The sequence below is a fragment of the Pseudomonas sp. BS3782 TE3695 genome, from assembly GCF_050435305.1.
Classification (GTDB): domain Bacteria; phylum Pseudomonadota; class Gammaproteobacteria; order Pseudomonadales; family Pseudomonadaceae; genus Aquipseudomonas.
Window position 1 is genome coordinate 4,475,999 of record NZ_JBNDKB010000001.1, and the last position, 25,081, is coordinate 4,501,079.

The window sequence follows — 25,081 nt, forward strand, 5'->3', positions numbered from 1 at the left end:
CCCTGGGCGCATGGGTAACGCCGGATATTGTTGTTGGGTTTTTCCAAGGATTAGGAATAAGTCGGCTCATCCCACCAGGGGAAATAGTCCGGCATGTCTTTGGACACTGTACATTCAAACTCAGGCAGTCGTTTTTCCATGAATGACTTCACCCCTTCCTTGGCATCCGGGCTGCGTCCGCGGGTGCAGATACCACGGCTTTCAATGCGATGGGCTTCCATGGGATGCGACATCCCGAGACTGCGCCAAGCCATCTGGCGCATCAGCGCCACCGATACGGGAGCCGTGTTGTCGGCGATCTCGCGAGCGATCTCGTAGGCACGGGTCAGCAGTTGGTCATGCGCCACCACCTCGCTGACCAGGCCTCCGGCCTTCAGCTCGTCGGCTGGCATGACGCGTCCGGTGTAACTCCACTCCAGTGCCTTGGTGATGCCCACGATGCGCGGCAAAAACCAGGACGAACAGCATTCGAAAACGATACCGCGGCGTGCGTAGACAAAACCCAGTCGCGCCTTCTCGCTGGCGATACGGATGTCCATCGGCAGCAGCATGGAGGCGCCGATACCGACACCCGCACCGTTGATGGCACCGATCACCGGCTTCAGGCTGGCAAAAATGCGCAACGCCAATTTGCCACCGCCGTCACGCGCGGATTCCTTGCTGTAATCGAACGAGCCATCGGCACGGAATGGACTTTCCTTCTGAGCACTGCCGTTCTTGTCCTTGTCGAAGATGTCCGCGCCTTTTGACAGGTCTGCGCCACCGCAGAAGCCTTTGCCCTCGCCCGTCACCACGACGACCCGCACTGCGTCGTCGCGGTCAGTCTCATCGAACAAGGCGATGAGCTCATTCATCATGACCGAGTTCATGGCGTTGAACACCTCGGGACGATTGAGCGTCACCGTGGCGATACCGTTTTCAACCTGGTAGCGAATAGTTTCGTAAGTCACCGGTCAATCTCCTCGACAGCGGGTCGTCTCGACCCGCCGCGCTGCTTTATCTGATAGAAGCCGCTACCCGTAGGCGCGCTTTACTTGTAGGAAAACTTTGGCGGACGCTTCTCGAAGAATGCTTTTTGCTTCTCGACCTTGTCTTCGGTGGACTGTGCCACATACACGCCTCGGCCCTCGAACTCGATGGCTTGCTCCAGGCTGCCAGCGTTCATGTTCTGCCACAGTGATTGCTTCGTCACCCAAATGCCCATCGGCACATTGACCACGATGTTTCTGGCGATCTCAAGGCAGGCCTCCTGCAGTTCATCGTCCGGCACGGCCCTCAACACCAGGCCGATGCGCTCTGCCTCTTCGGCCAGCACGGGGCGGGAAGTGAACAGTATTTCGGCTGCACGTTGTGCGCCGACTGCACGGGGCAACAGATAGCTGATGCCCAGCTCGGCGCCTGATCCGGCGTTGTGGATGGCATTGACGAATTTCGCGGATTTCGCTGCCAGAGTGATGTCAGCCGCCAGCGGAAAAGCCAACGCCATGCCTGCCACAGTGCCGTTGACGGCGCAGATGATCGGTTGCGGCAAGTTGCGCATCAGCACCGGAAGAGAGGCGATTACATCGATCGTGTAACGCGAGTAGAAAGGCTTGCCGACATCATCCGGCACCCAGTCGGCCTTGCCTGGGTTTTTCAAGTCATGGCCGGTGCAGAAATGCCTGTTTCCCGCAGCGGTGAGAATAACCACGCGCGTTCTCGGGTCATATTTGATCTGTTTGAACAGATCGGCCAGCTCCGTATACATCTCGAATTGAAACGCGTTGGTCGCATCCGGGCGGTTGATCGTGATGCGTTTGACGCCTTCGATCGGCTCGTCAATCAGAAAGTTGTCGCTCATCACTTGGCTCCCTCTTCACCGTTCAACCAGTGCGCCTTTACCATGCCATCGCCATAGGGCTCATCGCGCTTCTTCAGGGCATCCTTGAGGCCATGTTCGGCCATGTCGGCTTTAAACTGGGTACGGCGCGGTCCTTGAGTGAGATGAGCACGGGCATCCATTTCTGCCGCCAGACGCTGAAGCGTCTTCGCGCCCTGCAGTTCCAGCGCGGTATTGACGATACGCTTGTGCGCCGAGAGCAGCTCGGCGTCAACGAAGCTGATTCGACGAGCCAACTCGTTCACTGCATTGTCCAGCTCTTCCACCGGAACAGCGTCAAGCACCAGACCGATTCGGGCAGCTTCACGCCCCCAGAGATTGTCGCCAGTCATCAGCATGCGCTTGGCCCATTGCGGACCGACGTGATAAATCCACATCTGAACGGGCGGCGTTCCGTTGGCCCGCGCTGCGGGGAAACCGATCTTGGCGGTCTCGGTACAGATAACGAAATCGCACATCAGCGCCAGGTCGGTGCCTCCCGCCAGGCAGTTACCCTGAACTTTGGCAATGACCGGCTTGTGCATGTCGAACAGCACCATGTTCAACTTCTGGGTCTGCTCCAGATTCCAGCAGTCATCATCAATGGACTTGTTGGTCGTACGGTACCGATTGACGTCCCACGGCGGCGTACCACCCTCGAACCCTGCATAGGCACCCGCCAGGTCATAACCTGCACAGAAGTCTTTCCCGGCGCCTTCGAGGATGACAACGTTGACGTCGTTGCGATCATCAGCCTCCAGCAAAGCATCACGTAGTTCGGTGAGCATCGCAGGATGGAGAGCATTCCGCTTGTCAGGACGATTCAGGGTAATTCGAGCGATGCGGTTTTCGACACTGAATAGCAGATATTCGGTGCTACGGAGGTGCTTATTCATTGTTATCTCCATGCGATTTTATAAACGATGGTCGATAATATAAACGATGAGTGCGGATGGTCAAGCTGATCTGAGTGGTTGGCGGACGACTGCGCCGCGTGCAGGCAGCGCAGTTGCAGCCCCTGTATTATCCGCCCTACACGAGGGGCTGCTCGTACAGCGATAGTCGAACTTGAACTCAGCGACGCCGCGCCTCGCGCTCGAAGAGTCGACCGGCAATCACCGCCCCAGATTGATTGGCTTCCTCGGGCAGGTCCATACCGGTGACATCCATCACCTCGTTGAACCCGTCAAGCAGCGCTTCAGCCGACTCAAAGGCGTTTCCCCGGGTCTGGCCGACGACAACGCGGGACAGATGCTGACCCACGCTGTGAAAAAGCTCGCCATTGACCGGGCATGAACGATGCGCGAAGAGTGCGACGGTTTCAGCGACGCACTCTGCAGTCGTCAGCTGTGTAAGTGCCTCGGGTACATCCTGGCCGTCCCAAGCGCGTGTCGCGGCCACTGGCGCGATGCAATTGACGCGAATGCCATGGTTCTCCCCCTCCTTGGCCAGGTACTTGGCAAAACCCGACATCGCCGACTTTGCCATCGAATACGCCGGCATGCCTACTCGCCCCCAAAGGCCCGCCGCGGAATTGATCAATACCATGCGTCCATACCCCTGGGCGCGAAAAAGCGGCCAACACTGACGGGCAAGCTCCCAACTGCCCACAGCGTTCACTCTCAGGCTCGTGTCAAAACCTTCCTGCGCCGCCTCTTCGAGGGAAGTCATGGGCATCACCGGGCTGGCGTTGTGGATGACTATATGCACACCGCCCAATGCAACGGCTGCCTCGATCACTTCGCCGACACCTTGTGCGCTGCCGATGTCAGCCACGACAGGGACAGCCACCCCCCCCGCCGCCCGTATCTCGGCGACCACATATTCAGCGGGGCCCGCGTTACCGCCCTGCTCGCCCGTCAGCGCGCAACCGAGATCGTTTACCACTACGGCGGCGCCGCGAGCAGCAAGGTTGAGCGCAATCGCCCGCCCCAATCCACGTCCTGCACCTGAAACGATGGCGACCTGCCCGTCAAACCGAAGCTGTTGCTGACTCATGGTTGTCCTCCCGGTCATCCAAGACATTCACGCAAGGATGACGCGTCTGATTATTTTTGTTATGTGATTTGCAGTGCGAATAGCTTAACTGCATAGTGAATTTAGCGCACAATTTGCAGACAGGCGACATTTCCCCTGATATGCAGGGTTGATGAGTGAGGGGCGACCGGCAGATCGGGTCGGCCGCCCTCCGCACGACCGGGTCACACAGGGCGTTGCGCCACAGGGCCCGTGGTGGTTTCAGTGGCTGTTAAAATGGTGCGACAGAAGGAATTGACGGTCAGATGTTCCTTAAGCTCAATCGTACGCCCGTCCGGCAATTCAACGGTCCCGGTCATCGTGGACAGCAGATAGCAATACATGCGGGTGCCATGAGCCGTTGGCCAGTGACTGTAGGCGCGACCATGGGCGGCGATGTCTACGGCTACCTTGCAGCCCCCGCGCTCCATGTTCAATTTCCATTTGACCGGCAGATTCATACCGGTCCGCGGATCCTCCCATTTCTCCGTCACGTCGAAGCGAAGGCTCGCCTCTTTATCCTGCGAGGAGATGTTGACCTGCTCGTGTTCGCCATACTTCACGAACCCCAGCTGCATCTGGTCATTGATCTGGAAAAAGTTCACCTTCACGTCCCCTTCGATGGTGTAGAGCCACCACATCCAGTTCGGCGCCGGAAGATTCCTCACCGGGTCATTCATCTGACCGGTCAGGATGTGCTCCCGCACGCCATAAGCATTGACCAGGTTCAACGTCTGCTCGGGTAACTTGATGGAACCGTTGGCAGTCACGAACGCGTCATAGCCGGCGCGATCCGCCTGAGCGGCATTCGCAAAGGGCCCCCAGTTCCAGAGCGGCGTGCCATCCTGCTCATAGGTAAGGTCGAAGTGAGCGCCACCGGCTTCCCCCTTGAGCGCCCAGGTGGGCGGCGCTGCTTCGAAGCGCAGGCCGTTGAAGTCCCAGGTGACACGTTCGTCGTCACGCGTCACTTTCAATTGATCGGCCGTCAGTCGCTCGGTGGGTGTCCAGCCCACCCGCAGAAAGTTGTTGTCGCTCATCGTTCCTCGTTGCGAGCGAGGCACGACGATGAGCTGGATCTCGCGCTCGGCGGTGATGCCCTCCCCCCAAATCCCCTTCCCATTGCCCGACAGGACATAGCCGGCAGCCCAAAGGAGTACGTCATTGTCACCGGCTTGTCCGACCAGCCCCAGTGCCGTCTCTTCCCAAAAATCCGTCTCTTCCGGGGGGGGCGACAGTGAGTCAAAATGCGTCCCCTCGTCGTCGAGCGTGATCGCAGCGTGGGAGTGGTCGATGGACTTGTACTTTGAGTTGTAATCGTCGCTCATAAATCGATCCTTTCATTTGATGGGTTTGCAGGCTCGAGTGCCGTCGCAGCGAACGGCAAAAGGACGTTGCAACCAAAAAATTACAGGCTCCGCACCTTAAAGTATACTCCAGGGTACCATTAAAAGTTGGCGCGGATATTCGCACCTCAAGACATTCAAGGAATCATTGATTGAATTCAGCGCTTACTGAACAGAACAACACAAGCCCCGCATTAGCGGAAGGGCGCTCCAGCAAGGGAGGTCGGCCAAGCCGCGAAGTGGCGGCAAAGCTGCGCAACCAAATCCTTGAAGTCGCCTTGCGCGCGTACAGCCAGCACGGTATCGACGGCGTCACGCTCAGCGATATTGCGCGCGAAGCAAGGATTTCCAAGCGCACGCTCTACACTCGATTCCAAAATCGCGACGATCTTCTGGTTGCGGCGATTGAGCATGGGATCGAACGTTTACTGACTCCGCTGTCGGATACTCTTCCGGCAGGTCCGTTAAGGGACCAGCTTCTTTATATAGGGAGGGAAATGATGACGATTTCCTTGCAGCCGAGTGTCATCGGACTCGAACGCCTTCTCGCCCTGATCGCTCAACGAATGCCTGAGGTCTATCAGCGGGTTTCCGAGACCATTCAGAGGGGTCGCCTGTCGTTGATTGAAGCGATCCTGAAACAGGCTGCCGCCAAAGCTGAAATCGAAGAAAAATCAATACGCATCGCGGCCTCGATCATCTTCGACATACTCGTCACACAGCCGAGGCGGGAGCTCATCAATCACCCAGGCAAAGATGAGGAGACGCTGACTGCAAACGACTATCTGCCAGAGGCGATCGATCTCATTCTGTACGGAATTTGCGTCAGAGCGAAGTAGAGGACGGTCTGGGTCATACAGGGTAGGTCGTTGTCCACCCATCAAGGTGTCCGATCCAGAGTCGCGGTTTCGGCGCGCTTGGCATACTGGACCGGATGACATCGTGATATTCTGAACCTTGTTCACAATATAGAACTCCGCTATGACTCCGATAAAACCTCTGCAGCGATTGGGCTCTTGGCATTGGGTGGTTCATCCATGAATGCCCAACGACTGACACACCGGAAACGTTCAGCCATCATCCAGGCTGCCACCACCGAGTTCCGGAGCAGTGGTTACGATGCCACCAGTATGGATAGAATCGCCACCAGTGCCAACGTTTCCAAGCGAACGGTGTACAACCATTTTTCGAGTAAGGAAGAGCTGTTCGACCAGGTTTTCCAGCAGTTAAGGGCAAGCAGTGCAAAAGCGTTAGACATGACGTATTGCACCCATCGACCCGTGCGGGAACAGCTCAAGCAACTGTTAGTTTCGAAAATGCGCGTCATTAATGACTCCAGCTTTCAGGGCCTGGCTCGTTTTGTCACCGCCACAGCCATGCACTCCTCCAACAAAGCTCAGCACATGGTTAGCCAAATAGGTGAGCCTGATGAAGGTTTCGCTTCCTGGATTCGGGCTGCCCAAGCCGACGACAAACTCAAGGCAGCCGATCCCTATCTGATCGTCAGGCAAGCGAACGCCCTGCTGAAGGAGTTCGCTTTCTGGCCCCAAATCACCACCGGCCAAGCACGGCTGTCTGCGGCTAAGCGGCAGCACGTGGTAGAAATGACGCTGAATATGTTGTTATCTTCATATGAATTACAGGAACAGACACTCCAGTGGTCGCGGTAGGGATGGCAGTTACCTGCCACCCCCCGCACAGATCCGTACGTGCGGAACTACCGCATACGGCTCCTGCCTCAGGTACGTGACGCGAAGCGTTCCTCTGGGTAAGGATGAACGGTTCTGGGCCTTGGTATATAGAGGTCGGCAAGGCGTCCATATCGCGACCACTGAAGCCTGTTTCTCTGGCTACGTCGTTTGAGGGCTTGCCGCCATAAGCGGCAGACCGCAACTCGAAAACCATCAAGACGTAACAGGTTTCCTGGCACGGCGTGATAGTTGAAGTATCCCCCAACAACACTGCCAAGCCATCGTCCTACGATTTGAACAGGCTCATGTCGGCGGCGATTTAGAGCGACCCGAATGGATTGTAATGTCGCACGCATTCGCTTCTTGACCGTCAGGCGCAGTATTTGAAACCCACCGCTTCTATTGGTACTACAACAGTGTGTGAAGCCCAGGAAGTCAAATGTCTCCGGTTTTCCTAACCCTCGCTTCCTACGATTTCTCGCAGCAAAACGACCAAACTCAATCAGCCGTGTCTTCGAAGCGTTAAGTGATAAACCGAACCTGGCCAAGCGTTCCTGCAACTGCACCAGAAACTGCTGAGCTTGCCATTGCGTCCTGAAACCCACCACGCTGTCATCCGCGTAGCGCACAACGATCACATCGCCACGGGCGTGGCGCTCGCGCCACTGCCTTGCCCACAGATTTCCCAACGGGCGTTGCCTGCCATCGGCTTTGGGAATGTAGACCCGCCGCGATGGCGTTGCTCGATAGGCTCCACCGTGGAGCCTTGCGTGCAAATCAGCTGCCCGCTGGAGAAGACCTTCCTCGTATTCCCGCCACGACATGCCGTCCACACCTACCGCTGCATCGCGGCGCAGGGCATAGAAACTCTGCGCCAATAACTGCGGTGTGATGTGGTGCAGTAAAGCCGTGAACTGCATGCCCCTGTTCCTTCGGGCTGCTTCACGTACACCTTCAAGTCCCATCGACGCGCAACTGATCCGGCTCAGTGTCCGGGGCGCGGGAGGCTTGTTGGTGTTTCCCTTGGCTACGTCCCTTTCCTCCACTATCTCCGCAGGGCCAGACCCTTTGTTCGATGGCTTCTCAGGTACTACGGACGTATCCGACTTCTCGGCGGCGTAGGTAGCAGGGTTACGGCTTTTGGCCTTTCCTGCTCCGCCCGATGCTTGCGCACCGGGCACTGCTGAGATCTCCCAGTTTCTGTGCAAAGGACTTCCCGACGTGCACAGGGTCTCCGACCGCGCGGGATCAGAGCATGACTGGCGTATAACGCCATGCTCCGTGTTGCCTTCTGCTTCGCTTAACAGCATCGGCATCCCGAATTTCTGATTTCGTGGCTCAATGGCTGGCCCATCGGTTTCCCTGTCAACGCTTCACCCTGCACCTCACGGTGCAACATGCATGACTCGGGGTCTGGTTGATTCGCCATTTCTTACCAGTATCGAACTTTCATCGACTATCCTCCGCCAGCTTTAACTGGCGCACTAAGCGCCCGACGATAGCTCTTAATCCCAACAATGAACAAACCTTCCTCAGGATGGGCAAGTTCTACCGCGCCATGAGCTCTGACCGTACCGCAGCTGTGTTCATTGGGATCAATCATTGGAGCAAGCAAACCTGAGCTTTGGGTAGCAGGATCGAGTGCGACACGCAGCTCCGCGAGCAGGCTCATGTCAGGTCGGAATCCAGTCGCCACAATGATTGTGGTCCGCAGGTGGAAGTATCTGGTCTCCCGCCTTCACGATCACCCCTTGGTCATTGCCTGAAACCTGATCGATAGCGACGTTTTTGAATCGTTAACACATCACGACAGTCAATTTCCGACTTCCCCAAACGAATTCCACGAGAAAGCCGCACTCCCGCGATATCAGGCGCGTAGCTACAGACGTCTTTTATCGCATTTTCCTCAGGGGCGCTGCGATGAACTTCAAGATGATGTGCTTTAATTTCTGATGTGCGAGTGTTACCACCATTTACAGGCGAGATGCATCATGCATGGGGCTATGACGAGCGCTGAGAGAGTTAAGAGGGAAGACGTATTTGTCGTCCTTGGCCGACTCCATTTACGTCATAGATCGGCTTGCCGTCCGCTCCGAAGCTCAGAAGATTGTCGTTAATTGCGACGCGCTTCGAGCCTTGCAGGATGAAGCAGATCATCGAGCGATACAGGCATGGCGCCTTGTCTGTAGAGCCTTGTCCGACGCAGATGTCCACACGCGGGATCGGTGTGATAGTCAAACCTGGTGGCGCATGGCGCAGGGCTATATCAAGATGCGGTGCAAGATCGTTGTGCATGAGCCGATTATGCGTACGCGCCGCCACCACGCAACATGATTGATACAATCATACCAGCTTGCCGTTCCAGGAGCCGAGGAAGTTACGCGCATGCTCGCCCGCTCGGCTTGGGCTAAAGTCATAAACCACAGCCTTGAGTGTCGAAAACGGCGTGGCGCAATAGGCCTAGACATATGCTCGGTGAGTTTTCTTCTCGCCTGGCGTAAGCATTTGAACTGGGGTTTCATCGGCGTGAATCACGCCCTGGGAAAGTATCGTTTCACGTAACGCATCGACCAACGGCTGGAGCTGCACGCCGGTTTGCCCGACCCACTGCGCCAGTGTCGAGCGAGCAATCGTCAGCCCGGTGCGGCCGAAGATTTTCTCCTGCCAGTACAGCGGCAGGTGGTCAGCGAACTTCGCCATCATTACGTGGGCCAGCAAGCCTGCGGTCGGAATGCCCTTGTCGATCACCTAAGCCGGTACCGGCGCCTGGATCAGTGTTTCGCACTTGCGGCAGGCCCACTTCCCACGCACGTGCTGCTTGACGGTGAACACGCCCGGCGTGTAATCGAGCTTCTCGCTGACATCTTCGCCGATACGCTGAAGCTGGCAGCCGCAGGCGCACTGGGGGGCGGCTCGTGATGGATTACGGTGCGTGGGAACTGCGGCGGCAACGGCGTGCGCTTGGGCTGTTGAGTGGCGAGCCAGATGGCGTCGATGCGGATCACTGGGCAAACTCACGGACAAAGCGTGCGCATCCTTCAGGATCGGAAGTTGGCCATTTCATCGTGATTGATTGTTCACCAACGGACAGCTCAATAATAGCCAACGCCTCAGCCGGTCGTTTAGGCGAAGCCCTCAAAGGAACAAACGCCAGCAGCGCCGCTGTTGACTGATCCCCGTAAAGCGGCAGCCACTTGCGAATGACGTCGGCGTTGATACCGTGGGTGATCGCAACGCTGGAGATGGTCGCGCCGGGTTGCAGGAATGCCTGCAACCGGCGCTACCGTTTCCAGTGGCGCCATTCGCCCCGGATCACTAATGGCGATTTCTGACGGACTCCAGTACGGCAGTGGCTAGAACTCAATGCGTCTTCGTACCTTTATTAAGCGACTAGTCAGAGTGCGTTGCACATGAGCTACGGTGCCGAACCGGTGCCGTCGGCTGTGAGTTTTTGTGACGTCCTGGCGACTTTTTTTCGGTTGCGCAATCGACATGCCCCTCTTAGGATTTCGACTGACCGCCTGCCTTGGTAACTATAATAAAAGAGGAATTCTCGATGACGCTTACAAATAAGAAAGTCGCCGTAATCACCGGCGGCGCTATGGGTATCGGAGCGGAAGCAGCAAGTGCGCTGGCGAGAGATGGCCACCATGTAGTCATCTGCGACATCAATGCAACCGAGGCCGAACGTTTCGCGCAGGAGCTACGTGATCAAGGTCACACTGCCGATGCCTTCCAGATCGATGTTGGTGTACCTGCTTCGGTGTCCGCTGCGTTCGAATGGATTGAGGCCGAGTTTGGGCGCTGCGATGTGCTGGTCAACTCTGCGGGCATCGCCAAGACTATGTCTTTCTTGGAGTTTGATGCTGATGTCTTCAACCGGACAATGCTTATCAATGTCACGGGCACATTCTTGTGCTGCCAGCTAGCGGCACGCATCATGTGTAAGAACGAGTTCGGCCGGATCATTAACATTGCCTCCGTCGCCGGGATGCGCGCAGTCGGCAAAGGCAGAACGGCCTATGGCACATCAAAAGGTGCTGTAATCGCGCTGACGAGGCAGATGGCCGTCGAGCTGAGTGAGTACGGAATCACCGCGAATGCCATCGCCCCTGGCCCGGTCGATACGCCGATGACCAAAGAATTGCACAGCGATGAGTTCCGTAAGGCTTACAGCAGCGCCATCCCAGCAAAACGCTATGGCACCACCCGTGAGATCGCCGGTGCAGTCAGTTATCTGGCCTCTGACGTCTCAGCTTACGTCAATGGAATTGTCCTTCCCGTGGATGGTGGCTTCCTTGCGTGGGGCGCTGGCGATATCTGAGCCCTGACACGAACAAAGGGGGGGCGCTAAATCCAGGCACGCCTTTTGCGGCTGATCATTCAGCCGCCATTTCTTCTTTGACCCACTTGACCAAGTCCGCTGTGTCGGCCCGCATTCTGGCGTTGGGAGAGATCCACAGCACCAATTTTTCCGGACCTTGAACACAGCCAAAGGGTGCTACCAGCGCACCATTCTCCAGTTCCGCTTGTACCAGGAGCCTCGGCACGCAGGCAAATCCCAAGCCAACCTTAGCCGCTTGAATTAGCAAATAAAAATGCTCGAAGTATTCCAATTCAAGTGGGTCGGCTGTGGGCATATGCAGAGCTGAATACCACTCTTTCCAAGCATGCGGGCGGGTCTTGGTAGCCAACAGCTTTTCGCCGTTCAGGTCGCTAACCTGTTGCACCCCTGAAGCCTTAAGGTAATCAGGCGAGCATATAGCTCCAATCCATTCATTGGCCAGCGGGATCGGCGCGATGCCGGGCGGCGGGACTATGCTTCCCAAGCGTATTGCCACGCTGACACCATCCTGGGCAAAGTCGATCGGCCCATGTCCTGTTCTCAAGCCCAGCTCCATCGTCGGAAAGTTACTGTGCAGCCCGGCAAGTCTCGGCAGTAACCAGTGCATCATGATGGACGCCGAACATGACAGTTCTAGCGGCTGAGGGCGCACCTCTTCAACACTTTGTTGGATCAAGTTGAATGCGCGACTCAAGCCGGCAGCAAGACGCGCGCCTTCGGGGGTCAGCTTAGTGCCATGTGCATTACGTGTGAGCAAGACAACCCCCAGCACATCCTCAAGCGTCCGAATGTGTCGGCTGATAGCACCGTGAGTCACGGAAAGCGCATCAGCGGCTTCGCCAAAGGTGCCTTTCCTCGCAACCATTTCGAAAGCTCTCAGTGCATTGAGAGATGGCCGTGGGGGGGATGACATGTACTGCACCTCATGAGCAGGCCGTGGTGGCTAAAACGCTAGCCTAGCCAGAAACCTAGTGTGAGTTTTTCTCAACTTATAAGGAAATCATATCGTTAGCACGCCAGCAGGGTCAATGTATATTCGGGGGTGAGGGCCACCCTCGCTAAGGCGGCCAGTCTGTATAAAAAACAATTAGAGCCGAGGTATTTAAATGATCGATCTAACAGCCGGACGCGAAGAGTTTACGGCCCGTTTTTTCGTAGAGAGCAGCTACCCGATTGAACGAGTCAGCGAGGTTATCGCTGGCGAGCAGTCCAGCGGGACATTCATTGCCTTGCCCGGTGAGTCAGCAGAGTTGAAACAGCGTTCACGGGCCCGAGTGGTGTCCGTCAAGTCTCTTCCAGCGGTCGCCAGTGCTTCGTTACACAGCGACTACCTGGATAGGCACAATCCTTCCGCGACGTTCTACCGCGGCGAAGTTGAAATCGCCTTTCCAACTGCCAATATTGGTACGAATATTCCTGCCTTGTTGACCACCATTGCCGGCAACCTTTTCGAGCTAGGTGAAGTCAGCGGTTTGAGAGTGCTCGATGTCGATCTTCCGGCGAGGTTTGCCGCCGGGTTCTTGGGCCCACAGTTCGGTATTGAAGGGACTCGTAAATTGTGCGGCGTTCATGACCGTCCAATCATTGGCACTATCATTAAACCCAGCATCGGCCTGACGCCTGAGCAGACCGCTACCATAGCCGATGAGCTCTGTGCCGGCGGGATTGAGTTTCTCAAAGATGATGAACTCTTGATCGACCCAACGTATGCATCCTTCAATGCGCGGTTAAATGCTGTCATGCCTGTTCTGCACAAGCATGCAGACCGCCTCGGCAGGATGCCAATGTACGCGATCAATATTTCTGGGAGCATTGATGAAATGCTTCGCCGCCACGACGCCGTGCTGGAGGCGGGAGGGACCTGCGTCATGCTCTGCCTGAACTGGATTGGGCATTCGGGAGTCGAGCACATCCGTAAGCATTCCCAACTACCCATTCACGGCCATCGCAACGGCTGGGGAGCCTTTACCCGCAATCCACAGCTTGGCTTTTCGTTTGAGGCCTATCAGAAAATCTGGCGCCTGGCTGGCATCGATCATCTGCACGTCAATGGTATTCAGAGCAAATTCTGGGAGCCGGATGACTCAGTCATTGCCTCGGCACTGAGCTGCCTAACCCCATTTTCGGGCGTCCAACCGGTCCTGCCGGTTTTCTCTTCCGGCCAATGGGCTGGGCAGGCGCCTACGCTTTTCGAAAAGCTGCAGTCGGTGGACCTCATGCATCTGGCTGGCGGCGGCATTATCGGCCACCCACAAGGTATCGGTGCCGGCGTTCAGAGTATGCGTGAAGGATGGGAAGCTGCGACTCAGGGCATACCGCTTCAACATTACGCTGAGGGCAGGCCTGCACTAACCGCCGCCTTGGCGAAGTTTGGGGGCGTATAAATCATGCACCCTCATTCGCCCAAGCTTCGTCTGGTGTTCTACGGTGATGATTTCACCGGCTCGACCGATGCTCTCGAGGTTCTTACCGCAGCAGGCCTAAGATGTGCACTGTTCCTGACGCCACCATCGCCCGAGCTGCTAGAGGAGCTGGGCGGTTTTGACGCTATTGGCATCGCTGGCGACAGCCGTGCGTTGTCCAATGCTGAAATGGATGAAGTACTCCCGGAAATATTTGAAGCGATCAAGCGCCTGTCCCCGGATATTGTGCATTACAAGGTTTGCTCCACGTTCGACAGCGCTCCCGACGTGGGCAGCATTGGCCATGTCATTGAGCTCGCATCATGCGCCTTTGGGGTAAAAGGGGTGCCAATCATCGCGGGTAACCCGGCCCTGGGTCGTTACTGCGTCTTTGGCAATTTGTTTGCGTTGTCCAAGACCGACCACGGTGTGCACCGGATCGACCGCCATCCTATCATGCGGGCCCATCCCATCACGCCTATGGGAGAAGGGGATCTGAGTGTCCATATTGGCAGGCAAAAAAACTTATCGATTGCCAAGATTGACATTCTGCAGCTGGAGCAGGCTGCCGACCTGGCTTCCCTGGTTCGCGAAGCCGCCCTGTGCCATGACTCGGTGCTGATCGACGGCACTACCGAAGCACATATGACCCTCGCAGGAAAGGTACTTACGGAGATCTCTAGCAGCAAGGCGCCGCTATTCGTAGTTGGCTCCTCGGGCGTTGAATATGGATTGACGCAGCACTGGCATTCGGTAGGACTGATAGACGCCTGCCAAACTCAGGTCACTCCGCTGAAGCCCACCAGGCAAGTGCTGGTCATCTCGGGAAGTGCATCCCCGTTAAGTCGCGCTCAAATCGATACCGCAATCTCTAGTGGATTCGTCGAACTAAGTGTGGATGCAGCAGCAATCATCGCAGAGTCCCATAAAGGCGGGATGGTCCAGGATGTGGTGGCGATGGCATTAGCGCACCTCAAAAGCGAGCGCTCCGTGCTGATCCACACGGCAAAAGGTCCAGATGACCCGAGAATCGAACAGATGATCGAAGCGATGACCGCCAAAGGCCTGCTTCGTGACGAGGCAAAGATCCGCGGCGGTAAGCAATTGGCTGTCGAAATGGGCTACATCGTTCTGGAAATTCTCAAGGCGTATCCGCTCGGAAGACTGGTTATATCGGGTGGTGATACGTCAAGTCAGATCACCAAGATTCTCGACCCTGATGCATTGGTCATTAAATCTGATCTCTCTCCCGGCGCGCCCCTCTGCCAGGTTCGCTCAAACAAACCGTACTTGGACAACCTGGAAATCGCTTTGAAAGGCGGGCAGATGGGTGACCAAGACTACTTCGTAAAAGCGCTCACAGGTAGGAGCTAACTTCCGTTCAAGGACAGGAGCACGCTTGCATATTTACAATAACAACAGGTGGAACTATGCAAACCTCACTTTCAAGTGACATCGAGACTCATCATGAATATGTTGATGATGAGAAGAAAAAATCCATGAAAAATGTTGTTGCCGGAAGTCTCTTCGGCACAGCGTTAGAAACTTATGACCTCTATTTGTACGGTACCGCGGCGGCGTTGATCTTCGCCCCTCTGTTCTTTCCAGGCACTGATGAAGCCGTCTCAAGACTCGCTTCGCTAGCATCCTTCGCCATATCATTTGTCGCACGGCCACTGGGTTCGCTGGTGCTTGGACATTTCGGCGACCGGATAGGCCGCAAGAAATTGCTCTACCTCACGCTGATTATCATGGGCTTGAGCACCGTCGGTATTGGCTTGCTGCCTACCTACGCGAGCGTAGGAATCTGGGCGCCCATTATGCTGTGTGTGCTGCGCTTCATCCAGGGCTTCGCTTTTGCCGGAGAATACAGCGGTGCAGTGCTCATGCTACTTGAGCATGCGCCCCGGCGAAAACGAGGTTTTTATACAGCCATCAACAATATTGGTCCGGTGTTCGGCTTCATCGCCTCGGCGGGAATGCTGCTTATCGTTAGCAGCTTATTGTCCACGGAGGATTTCTATAAGTGGGGATGGCGCATTCCATTCATTGCCAGTATCGCTCTGTTGATTGTCGGCGTTTTTGTACGGTCTAAGGTTCCCGAGTCTCCAGTGTTCAAGAAGACCGTTGAGAAACGCGCTGCGGCTGAGGGGGCTAGCCAATCGCCTGCCATGCGCCTGTTTACCAAATACCCTAAGCAGCTACTTTTGGTCGCAGGTGCGAACATCTGTCATTTTTCAACCTTTTATCTTTTTACCGTGTTCGCATTAAGTTATGGCCAGAAGGAGTTGGGCCTTTCCAATGCGTTTGTGCTCTCAGTAGCGATGGTAGCTATCTGCACGCACCTTGTAGTTGTACCCTTCGCCGGCGCAATGGCTGATCGAATTGGTCGACGCACAATGATGTTGATTGGCTTCGCGGTGACTGCACTGGTCGCGTTTCCCTTCTGGCAGCTATTTTCCACAGGCCAGTTCCTACCTATGGTCTTGGGCTCGTGCCTGTTCATGATTGGCTACGGCCTGGTATACGGTGCTGTGGCTTCATTCACCGGCGAGGCATTTGGGCCCAGTGCACGATTCACTGGTTTCGCCATGGCCACCAATGTCGGTGGCATCATCGGGGGCGGCACGGCGCCTATCGTCGGCGCATATTTGCTCAGCCACTATGGCTCGCCCTACGCCATCTCGGTCTACACGGTTGCGCTCGCAGCAATCTCTGCCTTGTGCGTCTACCTGTCAGCCGAAACCAGAACGATCGACATCTCTGACGAGTAATGACAATGACCCCGCGTGCGGTATGTCGGCTTGCCTTTATGCCGCACGCTTGCTCGACTCAGCAAGCGTCGCCCTCAGTACCAGCCCAGCAACCATTGCAGTCGGCGAAGCTGGCATATGCGTCCGACCATAACGAGGCTGGCGACGATGGCTTCACATCAGCAGGTAGCACGGGCGTAGCCCCGACTCAGGAAGGTACCGGTGCTTGAGCATCAATCAAGCTCTGGCTCTTCAGCTCCTCCCAAAAGGCTGCTGGAATATCAACCTTCATCGCCTGAACATTGGAAACGATCTGCCCCGCCGAACGAGCACCCGGAATGATCGCGGACACTTGCGGATGTGCCGCTGCGAACTGCAAGGCGGCAGTATGAATGTCGATGCCATGTCGGCTGGCAATTGCCATGATTCGCGCGCGCTTCTCTATCGCACCGGCAGGTAGATGCTGGCTGAAGTTATATCGGCTGCGACCTCCCAGAAATCCATCATTCAGTGGTGTTCCAATCACGACGCTGGTGCCCTTCCTTCTCAAAGCCGGAAAGGTGCTGCGCAACGCATCGCCATGGTCAAGGAGGGAATACTGGCAGGCAAGCAACACGATGTCGGGAATCGGGTCATCATTGGTCAGTGCCTGAACCACGGCATTCGGTGTATTGACTCCGAAGCCCCATGCCTTAATGAGCCCCTCATCGCGCATCTTTTCGAGCTCAACCATCGCCCCTGTGCGCGCAATTCGATACGCCGCTTCCCAGCCGCCTTCCAGCTCGGTGTTATCTGGCGAGATATCATGGATAAAAACGATATCGATACGTGGCAACCCGAGACGCTGCAGGCTGTCTTCCACGGAGCGACGCGCGCCTGCCGCGGTGTAGTCATATCGGTAGTTGAAGGGCGCCGGCGATTTCCAAATGGCATGGTCTGCACGCTGGCCACCAGCGGCCGTCAATACGCGGCCGACCTTGGTGGAGACCACATAGTCGTCTGGATTTTTGCCGTGCAGGAAGCGGCCTAGACGATACTCACTCAATCCAAACCCGTAGAACGGAGAAGTGTCGTAAAGCCTTACACCCGCGCCCCAAGCCGCCTGCAGAACCAAACCCGCCTGCTCGTCGCTGATCGGCGCAAAGATATTGCCGATCTGCGTCCCACCCATACCTAAGCGTTGAGGTGTCATGTATCTCATTGTATGTGAGGGCACACTGAGAGGCAGGTCTGCGCGCCCGAGCCGCCCTTCCGTACGCATTACGCTTCCGGGGTCTGTCAGTGAAAGGGGCGCTGAGGCTATGGCCACCGAACTTGCGACACTCGATGCGGGCAGCAAAGCGGCTGCAACAGCACCAGCGGCCGAATAGGTAAGAAAATCTCGTCTGTCCATCCAACTTTCCTTTAGCGACTGAGGTTTCACGGGTTCATCGAAGCCGGCATTCATACTAGAAATTAGAACAACGAGGGATTGCCGGGTGAGCCTAATACGCCATATTTTCTGCATAATCCTGCCGATAAGCTTGTGCTAGGCACGCACTCTCATCACACTCAAAAACTCCGTTAACAGGGCGCAGGTGATGACGAGCGGTTCCTTCTCGCAGTTCGGTTTCGGCCATGTGCATTCCCTGAACTTGGGCGAACCCGCTCAGCCCAGCGAACGCCTCCAGGCACTTAGACGGCTTATCGAAAAAGTCACCCTGCAGATTGGTTTAAACGAGGTCTGCAGAACATCGATTCCCGACCTGACCTTTTATCGAATGGCCGAACTGGGTACGCCCACTTACTGCGTTTATGAGCCCTGCGTGGCGATCATTCTGCAGGGCGTGAAGGAGATCACGTTCGGCGAGGAGGCTTGTGAGTTCGGGCAAGGGGCGTTCTTCGTCACATCGGTTGATATTCCGACACTGGCTCGCGTTACCGCTGCTAGCGTGCAGACCCCCTATTTATCTATCGTGTTGAAGCTCGATCTTTCCATGCTCAACGAGGTGATCCAGACCCAGGCACCGCCAAAGAAAGAAATGACATCTGAAGCGCGAGGGTTCGCAGCCGGATTGGCGTCAAGTGAGCTGCTCGACGCGTTCGCTCGACTCGCCACGCTGATCGAACGGCCATTTGAAGCAGAAATGATGTCGAACCTTATCAAGCGGGAGATATGTGTTCGGCTGCTGCTCAGTGGGGCGGGTCCGTGGTTGCGCAGCGTCACTCGTGATGGTTACCGAGACAAGGGCATCGTGAGAGCCATTGAATGGTTGAAGCATCACTATGACAAGCCGCTGCACGTGGCCGAGCTAGCCGCACTATCAGGCATGGCCAGCTCTACGCTGCATCACAACTTTCGCAAGCTGACTGGCACCAGCCCCGTTCAATATCAAAAATCGTTACGGCTGCAAGCCGCGCGCAGCCTGATGTTGACCGAGCGGGTAGACGTGAACACCGCCGCGTTGCGAGTAGGCTATGAAAGCGTCGCTCAATTCAGTCGCGAATATGCCCGGCGCTTCGGAGCTCCACCCTCGAGAGACATCAAGCACGCACGGCAAAATGGTGGGCGGCTCGATTAGCCGCACCACGCATGGCACGGGTAGGCGCCCACATCATAGGCATAACAAAGGTGAATGAATAGGAGAAGCAATAAAGGAGAGAGTCGACAGCATCGCTTGCGCATTTACTTTGCTTGTTGATGAACATGACCAATATGAGTTCGCACAGGCGCCGACTATCAGTAGGGAAAATCGGCTGACCCGATGCATCATCGTTATGTAAGCCCGGACATACGGGGCTGCATGCCTCATCAAAGTTGAACCGTTGGTTAAATCAAGCTGCTCCAAAGTGACTGATCAACTCAATCAGAACGGAAAATACTTGTTCAGCATCTGGGACACTGGACAGCAACCGCACGGAAGCCTAGGTCACTTCAATAGATCTTTAGACTGTACCTAGCGGGTCTGCCCTTTAATAGGAGGCTACCTCTATGTACAGACCTAATCCCTATAGCTCTGATGAGAAGCTGTTCTACAGGCCCATCGAAGCGGCTATACGCTGGTGTGGCTTGATGAGTTACGAAGCTAGCATTCTCGAATTGACGTGGGATTACCCTGAGCGCCTCATCTCGGCCTTCCCCCAATGGCCCTGTTTATACAAGAAGTTAGAGAAAATTCTGGATGCCGTACGAAACCAGGAGTTGCGTTATGGGCTGCTCGGCATCACCGTTTCACCTGGTACCCCTGTCGATCTCAAACTGCTGACCATCCGGCACTCGGACCTTAAGTCGTGGATGTTTCATCACTATCCGGATGAGCGTCCTTCTTTTCTTTTTCACGAAATCACACCTGACCACGAATCGATACGCTACGGCACATACCTAATTTTGCTAGCTGATAGGGACGCCCTACAGGTGCAGCTAAAATCTACCGAGGCAAAGCTCCAGGAGGTCATGGCAGAACTGGCAGCTGCTGGACTAGAGCGAGAAAATCTACGCTCGCTTGCCGACACGGCAAAAGAGCTAAGCGGACAGAGTAAAGCCGGCTATCTCAACGTCATTGGTGCTCTAGTCAATACCATGCTTGGCTCTTCTGAAAGCGGAAGGCGTCATTCGATCTTCGATAGCCAGGCATCTATTGTCGACTCGATAACCGCGCATTACGGCGAGGTTCCCGGGCTGAGCAAGCGTTCACTGGATGAAAAGTTTGCGGCGGCCCGACGCAGTCTTAGTCAAGCCAGACGGTAAGGATTGCAACGCAATCAAGTCAATTGCATTGCAATGACTAGGCACATTTTCTGGTATTGAATCCAAGTCACTTCTCACCAAATGCCAACTGGCGCTAGGAGTGACCACTATGTCCAGCCAACCCTCCCCCAACGATGAAACAGCTCGACCACAGATCGAACGCCACATTATGCGGCGTGACGAAGTGGAGCGGAAAACCGGTTTCAAACGTGCACACATTTATAACCTGATGAAGGAAGGTAAATTCCCTCAAGCCAAACGCATTGGACTACGCGCTGTAGGCTGGGACTCGCTGGAAATCGAGCAGTGGGTCACTCAGCGCTTAGACCCGCAGGCCTGATGTGATGCGTGTGGTATCAGTGGTTTCCACTAAGGGTGGGGTGGGTAAAACAACGGTGACCGCGAATCTCGGCGGTCTGTTGGCCGATGCAGGCCTGCGCGTTCTGCTGTTGGACCTAGATAGCCAGCCCACCCTCTCCAGCTATTACGTTTTGAACCAGAAGGCTGTTGCCGGTGCGTACGAGTTCATTGCGCTCAACCTAGCAACTCCTGCCCAGATTGTTTCCAAGACGGTGATCACAGGGCTCGATCTGATCGTCTCCAACGACGATCAAGCCCGACTCAGCACCATGCTGCTGCATGCCCCTGATGGGCGACTGCGTCTGCACAATTTGCTCGGCAATTTCAGCCCCCACTATGACGTGCTTTTGATCGACACCCAGGGCGCACGTAGCGTGCTGCTGGAGATGGCCATCCTCGCCTCCGATCTCGCCCTTTCTCCCATCACCCCGGAAATGCTCGCCGCCCGCGAACTGCGACGCGGCACCTTGAAGCTGCTCAGTGAGCTCGAACCATTCCGTCATCTGGGCATTCCACCGCCGCCCTTGCGCCTGCTACTGAACCAGGTGAATACCATTCGAGTGGACACACGGATGATCATCCGTGGCCTGCGCGAGACCTTCACTGGAGTTAACAACATCTCGGTTCTAGACACCGTAGTTCCAGACCGAGTGGCTTATCTCAATGCCGCTTCCCTTGGCCTACCGGTCCACCGAATCGAGGTGCGCCAGTCACGCGAACGACGCTCGCCATCCGCGATGGAAACCATGCAAGCGCTGGCCATTGAGTTATTTCCGGAATGGCGCGAGGCGATCTCTACGGTGACCAGATGCGCGGAGGTTCAATGAGACAAATCACCAAGCCCACATTTCTCACCCAGTCATTAGGTTTGATCGACCTTGAGGCCAACAGCGTTTGGCTAGGAGTCTTTTGATGTTGGATCAACTGCCCATCATCGTTCCACCCTCCATTCGACCACACCACCCACCTTGCGAGGAGTACTGCACCGTGGTCTTTCGCCTGCAAGGTGGGCGCTCGGCCATGGGTTGGTTCCTCGCAGAGCTCTCCCGACATTTCGAAGGTTCGGGCACTGCCGAGATCGTCAAGTTCTAGGTCGGTGACCATTTGCGCAACCGGCGTTAACCGAGGTTGTTCCGATGAAAAAGCTCAGTCAGGAGCAGATCACCGATAAGCTGCACCAGGACCACTTCCCTCGCGGCCCAGAACTGGAGCGACTGTCTGACCCACTTACTGACACGCCGATGCTGGTCACTCTGGAGCAGTTGCGGCCCTACGAACACAACCCGCGTTTCATTCGAAATCCGCTTTACAATGATATCAAGGCCTCCATCCGCGAACGCGGGCTGGATCAACCGCCGCCGATTACCCGCCGTCCAGGAGAAAGCTTTTTCATCATCCGCAACGGCGGTAATACGCGCTTAGCGATTCTCGGCGAACTGTGGCAGGAAACCCGCGACGAGCGTTTCTTCCGCATTCATTGCCTGTTCCGGCCCTGGAGCAATGAAATCACCGCCTTACTCGGCCATCTGGCCGAAAGCGATCTGCATGGCCAGCTCACCTTCATCGAGCGTGCGCTGGCCGTGGCCAAACTCAAAACCATGCTCGAAGCAGAGGGGGCTGGGCTCTCGCAACGTGAACTGGCACGACGCCTCGCGGCTGGTGGTTATCCGATTTCGCAGTCACACATCAGCCGGATGCTCGACACCCTCGAACACCTACTGCCCGCCATTCCGCAAACGCTGTATGCCGGGCTGGGTAAGCCCCAGATAGAACGCCTGATCGCACTGCGTAGCCAGGCCGAACGAACCTGGAACCGTTATCCAACCGCCACCATTGCGTTCGCTGATTTTTGGCTCGATACCCTGAGTTACTTCGATGCCGAACCCGAGTCCTTCGATCTTGAGCAAATCCAGGATGAACTGCTCGAACGCATGAGCCGCTTGCTCGGACAGTCCTACCGTATGTTGTCCCTGGAACTGAGCGACACCCAACGGGTCATCTCGACGCCTGGCGTTGTCGTCACCACGCCCTCGGAGAACAGCCATCTGCCGAGCGTTGATGAAGCTGCGGCAGGACCGCCCTCCTTCGAGTCCCATCCCCAATCAATTGAGACCAGAACCCAAACCGAAACAGCGCGAGAGGAGCTGCTCACACTGCCCGAAACAAATGTCGTATCAGCGGTCAGCCCTGCGTCACGCGTTCAACAGATTCGCGAGCAGATCGATCGCGAGACCGCCACCGAAACAGCACCGAGCGTCGAGGGCTGCACGACCAACGACCTCTGGACCATTGCACCAGCACTGGATTGCCCCGAACAACTGCGTTTAGCCATCGCCGGACTGGCACGGGAAATGGCGGCCTATGCCGGACATCCCGAGAGCATCATCGAACAGCAGCTTGGCTTAGGCTTCGTCCTCAACATCGAGCGACTTGATCTTGCAGCACCTCGCGAGACCGGCGTTCACCTACTGCTCCTGGCCCTGCTGCGCGCTCAAGACGACGTGAACTGGGAGGATCGCAAGCAATTGCCCTCAGCCCTGTTCGGCCAATTGTTATTGGGGGTCTATCAACTCCCGCTGACAGATCATCCCGCCGTGGACATAGGACTGGAGCGACTGCCCGACAGCTTGTTGATCAAGCTGTATCGGCTGATTCGTTTGGCCCGTCGCCTGATCGACTTAACGCTTACCCCTGAAGACAACTTACCGAAGGAGCTGCCATGAGCCTGTCCTTCAATGTGCTCAACCAGGCCATGCTGACCCAGGTGCTGCATGAGCTGCGTCAGGGTAATCTGCAACGCTGCAAAGCACTCGGATTGAGTGAAGACAATATCTACCTGTTGCAATCTTTACCCCCCACCACGCTGTCTCGCCTGGCCCATGCCACCGTCCCTTGGGTTGAGGTCAAGATTGACTCGCCAGTGCTGCATCGGTTGATCGAGCAAGCCGAACGCGACGAGCAGAATGAGCGCTTGATCAACCGCGCGCTCAAGCTCGGCGCCAGCAGCACCATCATGTATCAATGCTTCGGCTTGGCGCATTCGGAAACCGCCCTGCGCCGAAGGCTACTCAAGATAGAAACCCGTAAGGGCCGCCCTCAGCATTTGAGCGAAACGCAGGAACATGCGCTCTGGCAGCGATGGTGCCAGCTACGCTCTCAGGACGGTACCGAGGATCAGCTCGACGCCATGATGATGCTGGCGGAGGAGCAACAGATCAGCTTGACCATTGTTTGGCAGCAGATCGACCAGTACAGCAACGAAACATGAACACTCCCCTCTCCAGTCGCTGGCAGCGTGTCCTGCAGCAATGCACCCAGCAACTGAGTGAACGCTGGCCCGCACGCCCTACCACTGAACAACCGTCCAGTCAGGCGCTGCAGGCTGGCTTTTTGTTCAGTGGCCAATCACACGAAGTCGTGCCGCGTCGCCTGCTGTTGGATCATCGGCTGACGCCATTGGAACGTAATGCCTGGCAAGTATTTCGACTCATGCTGCAAGGCCAGGGCGTGATCACACCGCGCTATGAGGATTTGCAGCCTTACCTCTCGAGCGTGCCCTACGGCGCGTCAGCCTCACGTGAAACCATCGCTCGCGTGTTGACGATGCTCAGGTTGACGCGCTGGCTTAGCTTGGTGAGTCGCGGGCGCGATCAGCTCAGCGGGCGCCTGCAAGGTTCTCTGTACGTCCTGCACGATGAGCCGTTAACCCCCGCCGAAGCCATGGAACTGGATCAGGATTACCTCGAGCTGGTCGGACATGCCCTCGGTCATGCGACCAAGGCTGTGCGCATTGTCGCTCAGAATATGCTGGAAGAAATTCGACAGGACACCCGTATCGATTTAGGTCAGCTACCCACACGGCTCGATAGTTGGGGCGAACACTGGATGCATCAAGGATTGGATCAGGCGATCGACGCCAGCATGCACGATTCCGAACTGGGGGAAGATCACCTCGTTCGGAATCGTGCAGGCCCTCGTTCGGATTCCGAACCGGGCCTGAACGCCAGTGTTTCCGGCGCAGTTCGGAATCCGAACGCCGCCTGTACTGTATTAAAAGAAAGTACTTGTACTGTACCGCGCGCGACCCCGGCGGTGGATAACCTGCACTGGCCCGATCCGCTGCACCTGCGTCCAAGCGAACGTCAGGCCGTCGCCGTGGCGCTGAACAAGCTCAAACCCGCGGATCGTCAGGCGGTGCTCAACGAAGCGGGTGCACGCTGTACGGCAGGAGGTATCCGCAAGCCAGCGGCGTATCTGATGGGTCTGATCCAGCGCGCACTGAACGGCGATTTTCGTCCTTGGGCAGTTCAGACAGCGCCCTCACCCGTTGCAGAAACACCCTTCACAGCACCGTCACGTCCGTCCCGAAAACAGGGCGAACCTGCCTCCGCCCTCGCCCAAGCGTGTCTGAATGAGCTACGCCAATTGCGCGGCAAACGCCCTGGACCTCAGTAGATTTGATGCCAGTGGCATCAAATCTACTGAGTTCTACTGTGGGATCGCAAAGGGCCGAACCTGCGCAATTCGAGCGCCATCGCCATCGCCATCGCCATCCCTGGAAATGATGCCACCAGCATCACTCACGA

Annotated in this window: 23 protein-coding genes and 2 pseudogenes; 14 read left to right on the plus strand and 11 right to left on the minus strand. The window is 56.3% G+C overall.

Annotation, left to right across the window (positions count from 1 at the left end):
* Positions 1-50 precede the first annotated feature (50 nt).
* The 5 genes from ABH909_RS20020 to ABH909_RS20040 form a co-directional block, all read right to left on the minus strand.
* Positions 51-950, minus strand: coding sequence for a crotonase/enoyl-CoA hydratase family protein (locus tag ABH909_RS20020; protein WP_429385525.1), 900 nt, complete (start codon positions 948-950; stop codon positions 51-53).
* A gap of 80 nt (positions 951-1,030) precedes the next feature.
* The gene (locus ABH909_RS20025; protein ID WP_429385523.1) at positions 1,031-1,840 is read right to left on the minus strand and encodes an enoyl-CoA hydratase-related protein; all 810 of its coding nucleotides are present in this window, start codon (positions 1,838-1,840) and stop codon (positions 1,031-1,033) included.
* Positions 1,840-2,754 (minus strand): crotonase/enoyl-CoA hydratase family protein, encoded by a 915-nt coding sequence (locus tag ABH909_RS20030; protein WP_307337266.1) that lies wholly within the window; start codon positions 2,752-2,754, stop codon positions 1,840-1,842. The genes ABH909_RS20025 and ABH909_RS20030 overlap by 1 nt, the downstream gene beginning before the upstream one ends.
* 178 nt (positions 2,755-2,932) lie before the next feature.
* Positions 2,933-3,856, minus strand: a complete 924-nt coding sequence (locus ABH909_RS20035) for an SDR family NAD(P)-dependent oxidoreductase (RefSeq protein ID WP_429436305.1) — start codon at positions 3,854-3,856, stop codon at positions 2,933-2,935.
* A gap of 203 nt (positions 3,857-4,059) precedes the next feature.
* Positions 4,060-5,199, minus strand: a complete 1,140-nt coding sequence (locus ABH909_RS20040) for a hypothetical protein (RefSeq protein ID WP_429385519.1) — start codon at positions 5,197-5,199, stop codon at positions 4,060-4,062.
* A 170-nt stretch (positions 5,200-5,369) separates the two neighbouring features.
* Here ABH909_RS20040 and ABH909_RS20045 point away from each other — a divergent pair, with 170 nt between their 5' ends.
* Positions 5,370-6,056, plus strand: coding sequence for a TetR/AcrR family transcriptional regulator (locus ABH909_RS20045; protein ID WP_429385517.1), 687 nt, complete (start codon positions 5,370-5,372; stop codon positions 6,054-6,056).
* Between the two features lie 198 nt (positions 6,057-6,254).
* Positions 6,255-6,887, plus strand: coding sequence for a TetR/AcrR family transcriptional regulator (locus ABH909_RS20050; RefSeq protein WP_429385515.1), 633 nt, complete (start codon positions 6,255-6,257; stop codon positions 6,885-6,887).
* A gap of 68 nt (positions 6,888-6,955) precedes the next feature.
* Here the strand turns inward: ABH909_RS20050 and ABH909_RS20055 are convergent, their stop codons facing one another.
* The 4 genes and pseudogenes from ABH909_RS20055 to ABH909_RS20070 all read right to left on the minus strand — a co-directional run bounded on the left by ABH909_RS20055 (position 6,956) and on the right by ABH909_RS20070 (position 10,182).
* On the minus strand, positions 6,956-7,828 hold the full coding sequence (locus ABH909_RS20055) for a reverse transcriptase domain-containing protein (protein WP_429385514.1): 873 nt from the start codon (positions 7,826-7,828) through the stop codon (positions 6,956-6,958).
* Between the two features lie 1,165 nt (positions 7,829-8,993).
* Positions 8,994-9,203 (minus strand): annotated as a pseudogene (locus tag ABH909_RS20060) (AraC family transcriptional regulator N-terminal domain-containing protein); the annotation flags it as partial.
* Between the two features lie 51 nt (positions 9,204-9,254).
* A pseudogene (gene tnpC / locus ABH909_RS20065) lies at positions 9,255-9,880 on the minus strand (IS66 family transposase); the annotation flags it as partial.
* Between the two features lie 29 nt (positions 9,881-9,909).
* Positions 9,910-10,182 carry a hypothetical protein gene (locus ABH909_RS20070; protein WP_429385510.1) on the minus strand — a complete coding sequence of 91 codons (273 nt, stop codon included), beginning with the start codon at positions 10,180-10,182 and terminating at the stop codon, positions 9,910-9,912.
* A gap of 282 nt (positions 10,183-10,464) precedes the next feature.
* Here ABH909_RS20070 and ABH909_RS20075 point away from each other — a divergent pair, with 282 nt between their 5' ends.
* Positions 10,465-11,232: an SDR family NAD(P)-dependent oxidoreductase gene (locus ABH909_RS20075; protein ID WP_429385508.1), complete on the plus strand. Its 768-nt coding sequence runs from the start codon at positions 10,465-10,467 to the stop codon at positions 11,230-11,232.
* Between the two features lie 55 nt (positions 11,233-11,287).
* On the opposite strand, the gene ABH909_RS20080 is transcribed toward ABH909_RS20075, so the two are convergent.
* Complete coding sequence (locus ABH909_RS20080; RefSeq protein WP_429385506.1) at positions 11,288-12,166, minus strand: LysR substrate-binding domain-containing protein; 879 nt, start codon at positions 12,164-12,166, stop codon at positions 11,288-11,290.
* A gap of 193 nt (positions 12,167-12,359) precedes the next feature.
* Here ABH909_RS20080 and ABH909_RS20085 point away from each other — a divergent pair, with 193 nt between their 5' ends.
* From ABH909_RS20085 to ABH909_RS20095, 3 genes are read left to right on the plus strand one after another with little or no spacing between them, the layout of a single operon-like run.
* Positions 12,360-13,637 carry a ribulose-bisphosphate carboxylase large subunit family protein gene (locus tag ABH909_RS20085; protein ID WP_429385504.1) on the plus strand — a complete coding sequence of 426 codons (1,278 nt, stop codon included), beginning with the start codon at positions 12,360-12,362 and terminating at the stop codon, positions 13,635-13,637.
* 3 nt (positions 13,638-13,640) lie between these two features.
* Complete coding sequence (locus ABH909_RS20090) at positions 13,641-15,029, plus strand: four-carbon acid sugar kinase family protein (protein WP_429385503.1); 1,389 nt, start codon at positions 13,641-13,643, stop codon at positions 15,027-15,029.
* Positions 15,030-15,085: 56 nt separating this feature from the next.
* Complete coding sequence (locus ABH909_RS20095; protein ID WP_429385501.1) at positions 15,086-16,429, plus strand: MFS transporter; 1,344 nt, start codon at positions 15,086-15,088, stop codon at positions 16,427-16,429.
* Positions 16,430-16,616: 187 nt separating this feature from the next.
* On the opposite strand, the gene ABH909_RS20100 is transcribed toward ABH909_RS20095, so the two are convergent.
* The gene (locus ABH909_RS20100) at positions 16,617-17,801 is read right to left on the minus strand and encodes an aldo/keto reductase (protein WP_429385499.1); all 1,185 of its coding nucleotides are present in this window, start codon (positions 17,799-17,801) and stop codon (positions 16,617-16,619) included.
* 187 nt (positions 17,802-17,988) lie between these two features.
* Between ABH909_RS20100 and ABH909_RS20105 the strand changes: the two genes are divergently transcribed.
* From ABH909_RS20105 to ABH909_RS20140, 8 genes are all read left to right on the plus strand, one after another.
* On the plus strand, positions 17,989-18,969 hold the full coding sequence (locus ABH909_RS20105; protein WP_429385497.1) for an AraC family transcriptional regulator N-terminal domain-containing protein: 981 nt from the start codon (positions 17,989-17,991) through the stop codon (positions 18,967-18,969).
* 491 nt (positions 18,970-19,460) lie between these two features.
* Positions 19,461-20,135, plus strand: a complete 675-nt coding sequence (locus ABH909_RS20110; protein ID WP_429436308.1) for a hypothetical protein — start codon at positions 19,461-19,463, stop codon at positions 20,133-20,135.
* 109 nt (positions 20,136-20,244) lie between these two features.
* On the plus strand, positions 20,245-20,475 hold the full coding sequence (locus tag ABH909_RS20115; RefSeq protein WP_429385493.1) for an AlpA family transcriptional regulator: 231 nt from the start codon (positions 20,245-20,247) through the stop codon (positions 20,473-20,475).
* 4 nt (positions 20,476-20,479) lie between these two features.
* On the plus strand, positions 20,480-21,322 hold the full coding sequence (locus ABH909_RS20120) for a ParA family protein (RefSeq protein ID WP_429385491.1): 843 nt from the start codon (positions 20,480-20,482) through the stop codon (positions 21,320-21,322).
* Positions 21,323-21,407: 85 nt separating this feature from the next.
* Positions 21,408-21,587 carry a hypothetical protein gene (locus ABH909_RS20125; protein WP_429436310.1) on the plus strand — a complete coding sequence of 60 codons (180 nt, stop codon included), beginning with the start codon at positions 21,408-21,410 and terminating at the stop codon, positions 21,585-21,587.
* 44 nt (positions 21,588-21,631) lie between these two features.
* Positions 21,632-23,218 carry a ParB family protein gene (locus tag ABH909_RS20130; RefSeq protein WP_429385489.1) on the plus strand — a complete coding sequence of 529 codons (1,587 nt, stop codon included), beginning with the start codon at positions 21,632-21,634 and terminating at the stop codon, positions 23,216-23,218.
* Complete coding sequence (locus ABH909_RS20135) at positions 23,215-23,763, plus strand: DUF2857 domain-containing protein (protein ID WP_429385487.1); 549 nt, start codon at positions 23,215-23,217, stop codon at positions 23,761-23,763. Before ABH909_RS20130 ends, ABH909_RS20135 begins: the two co-directional genes overlap by 4 nt.
* Entirely contained in the window at positions 23,760-24,950 is a 1,191-nt protein-coding gene (locus ABH909_RS20140; protein WP_429385485.1) for an STY4528 family pathogenicity island replication protein, read from the plus strand. Before ABH909_RS20135 ends, ABH909_RS20140 begins: the two co-directional genes overlap by 4 nt.
* Positions 24,951-25,081 lie beyond the last annotated feature (131 nt).

Bases quoted from the DNA above. Each gene is read 5' to 3' on its own strand.
- ABH909_RS20025 (WP_429385523.1), bottom strand. From the start codon at position 1,840: ATGAGCGACAACTTTCTGATTGACGAGCCGATCGAAGGCGTCAAACGC.
- ABH909_RS20030 (WP_307337266.1), bottom strand. From the start codon at position 2,754: ATGAATAAGCACCTCCGTAGCACCGAATATCTGCTATTCAGTGTCGAA.
- ABH909_RS20035 (WP_429436305.1), bottom strand. From the start codon at position 3,856: ATGAGTCAGCAACAGCTTCGGTTTGACGGGCAGGTCGCCATCGTTTCA.
- ABH909_RS20040 (WP_429385519.1), bottom strand. From the start codon at position 5,199: ATGAGCGACGATTACAACTCAAAGTACAAGTCCATCGACCACTCCCAC.
- ABH909_RS20050 (WP_429385515.1), top strand. From the start codon at position 6,255: ATGAATGCCCAACGACTGACACACCGGAAACGTTCAGCCATCATCCAG.
- ABH909_RS20055 (WP_429385514.1), bottom strand. From the start codon at position 7,828: ATGCAGTTCACGGCTTTACTGCACCACATCACACCGCAGTTATTGGCG.
- ABH909_RS20075 (WP_429385508.1), top strand. From the start codon at position 10,465: ATGACGCTTACAAATAAGAAAGTCGCCGTAATCACCGGCGGCGCTATG.
- ABH909_RS20080 (WP_429385506.1), bottom strand. From the start codon at position 12,166: ATGTCATCCCCCCCACGGCCATCTCTCAATGCACTGAGAGCTTTCGAA.
- ABH909_RS20085 (WP_429385504.1), top strand. From the start codon at position 12,360: ATGATCGATCTAACAGCCGGACGCGAAGAGTTTACGGCCCGTTTTTTC.
- ABH909_RS20090 (WP_429385503.1), top strand. From the start codon at position 13,641: ATGCACCCTCATTCGCCCAAGCTTCGTCTGGTGTTCTACGGTGATGAT.
- ABH909_RS20095 (WP_429385501.1), top strand. From the start codon at position 15,086: ATGCAAACCTCACTTTCAAGTGACATCGAGACTCATCATGAATATGTT.
- ABH909_RS20100 (WP_429385499.1), bottom strand. From the start codon at position 17,801: ATGGACAGACGAGATTTTCTTACCTATTCGGCCGCTGGTGCTGTTGCA.
- ABH909_RS20105 (WP_429385497.1), top strand. From the start codon at position 17,989: ATGACGAGCGGTTCCTTCTCGCAGTTCGGTTTCGGCCATGTGCATTCC.
- ABH909_RS20110 (WP_429436308.1), top strand. From the start codon at position 19,461: ATGAGTTACGAAGCTAGCATTCTCGAATTGACGTGGGATTACCCTGAG.
- ABH909_RS20115 (WP_429385493.1), top strand. From the start codon at position 20,245: ATGTCCAGCCAACCCTCCCCCAACGATGAAACAGCTCGACCACAGATC.
- ABH909_RS20120 (WP_429385491.1), top strand. From the start codon at position 20,480: ATGCGTGTGGTATCAGTGGTTTCCACTAAGGGTGGGGTGGGTAAAACA.
- ABH909_RS20125 (WP_429436310.1), top strand. From the start codon at position 21,408: ATGTTGGATCAACTGCCCATCATCGTTCCACCCTCCATTCGACCACAC.
- ABH909_RS20130 (WP_429385489.1), top strand. From the start codon at position 21,632: ATGAAAAAGCTCAGTCAGGAGCAGATCACCGATAAGCTGCACCAGGAC.
- ABH909_RS20135 (WP_429385487.1), top strand. From the start codon at position 23,215: ATGAGCCTGTCCTTCAATGTGCTCAACCAGGCCATGCTGACCCAGGTG.
- ABH909_RS20140 (WP_429385485.1), top strand. From the start codon at position 23,760: ATGAACACTCCCCTCTCCAGTCGCTGGCAGCGTGTCCTGCAGCAATGC.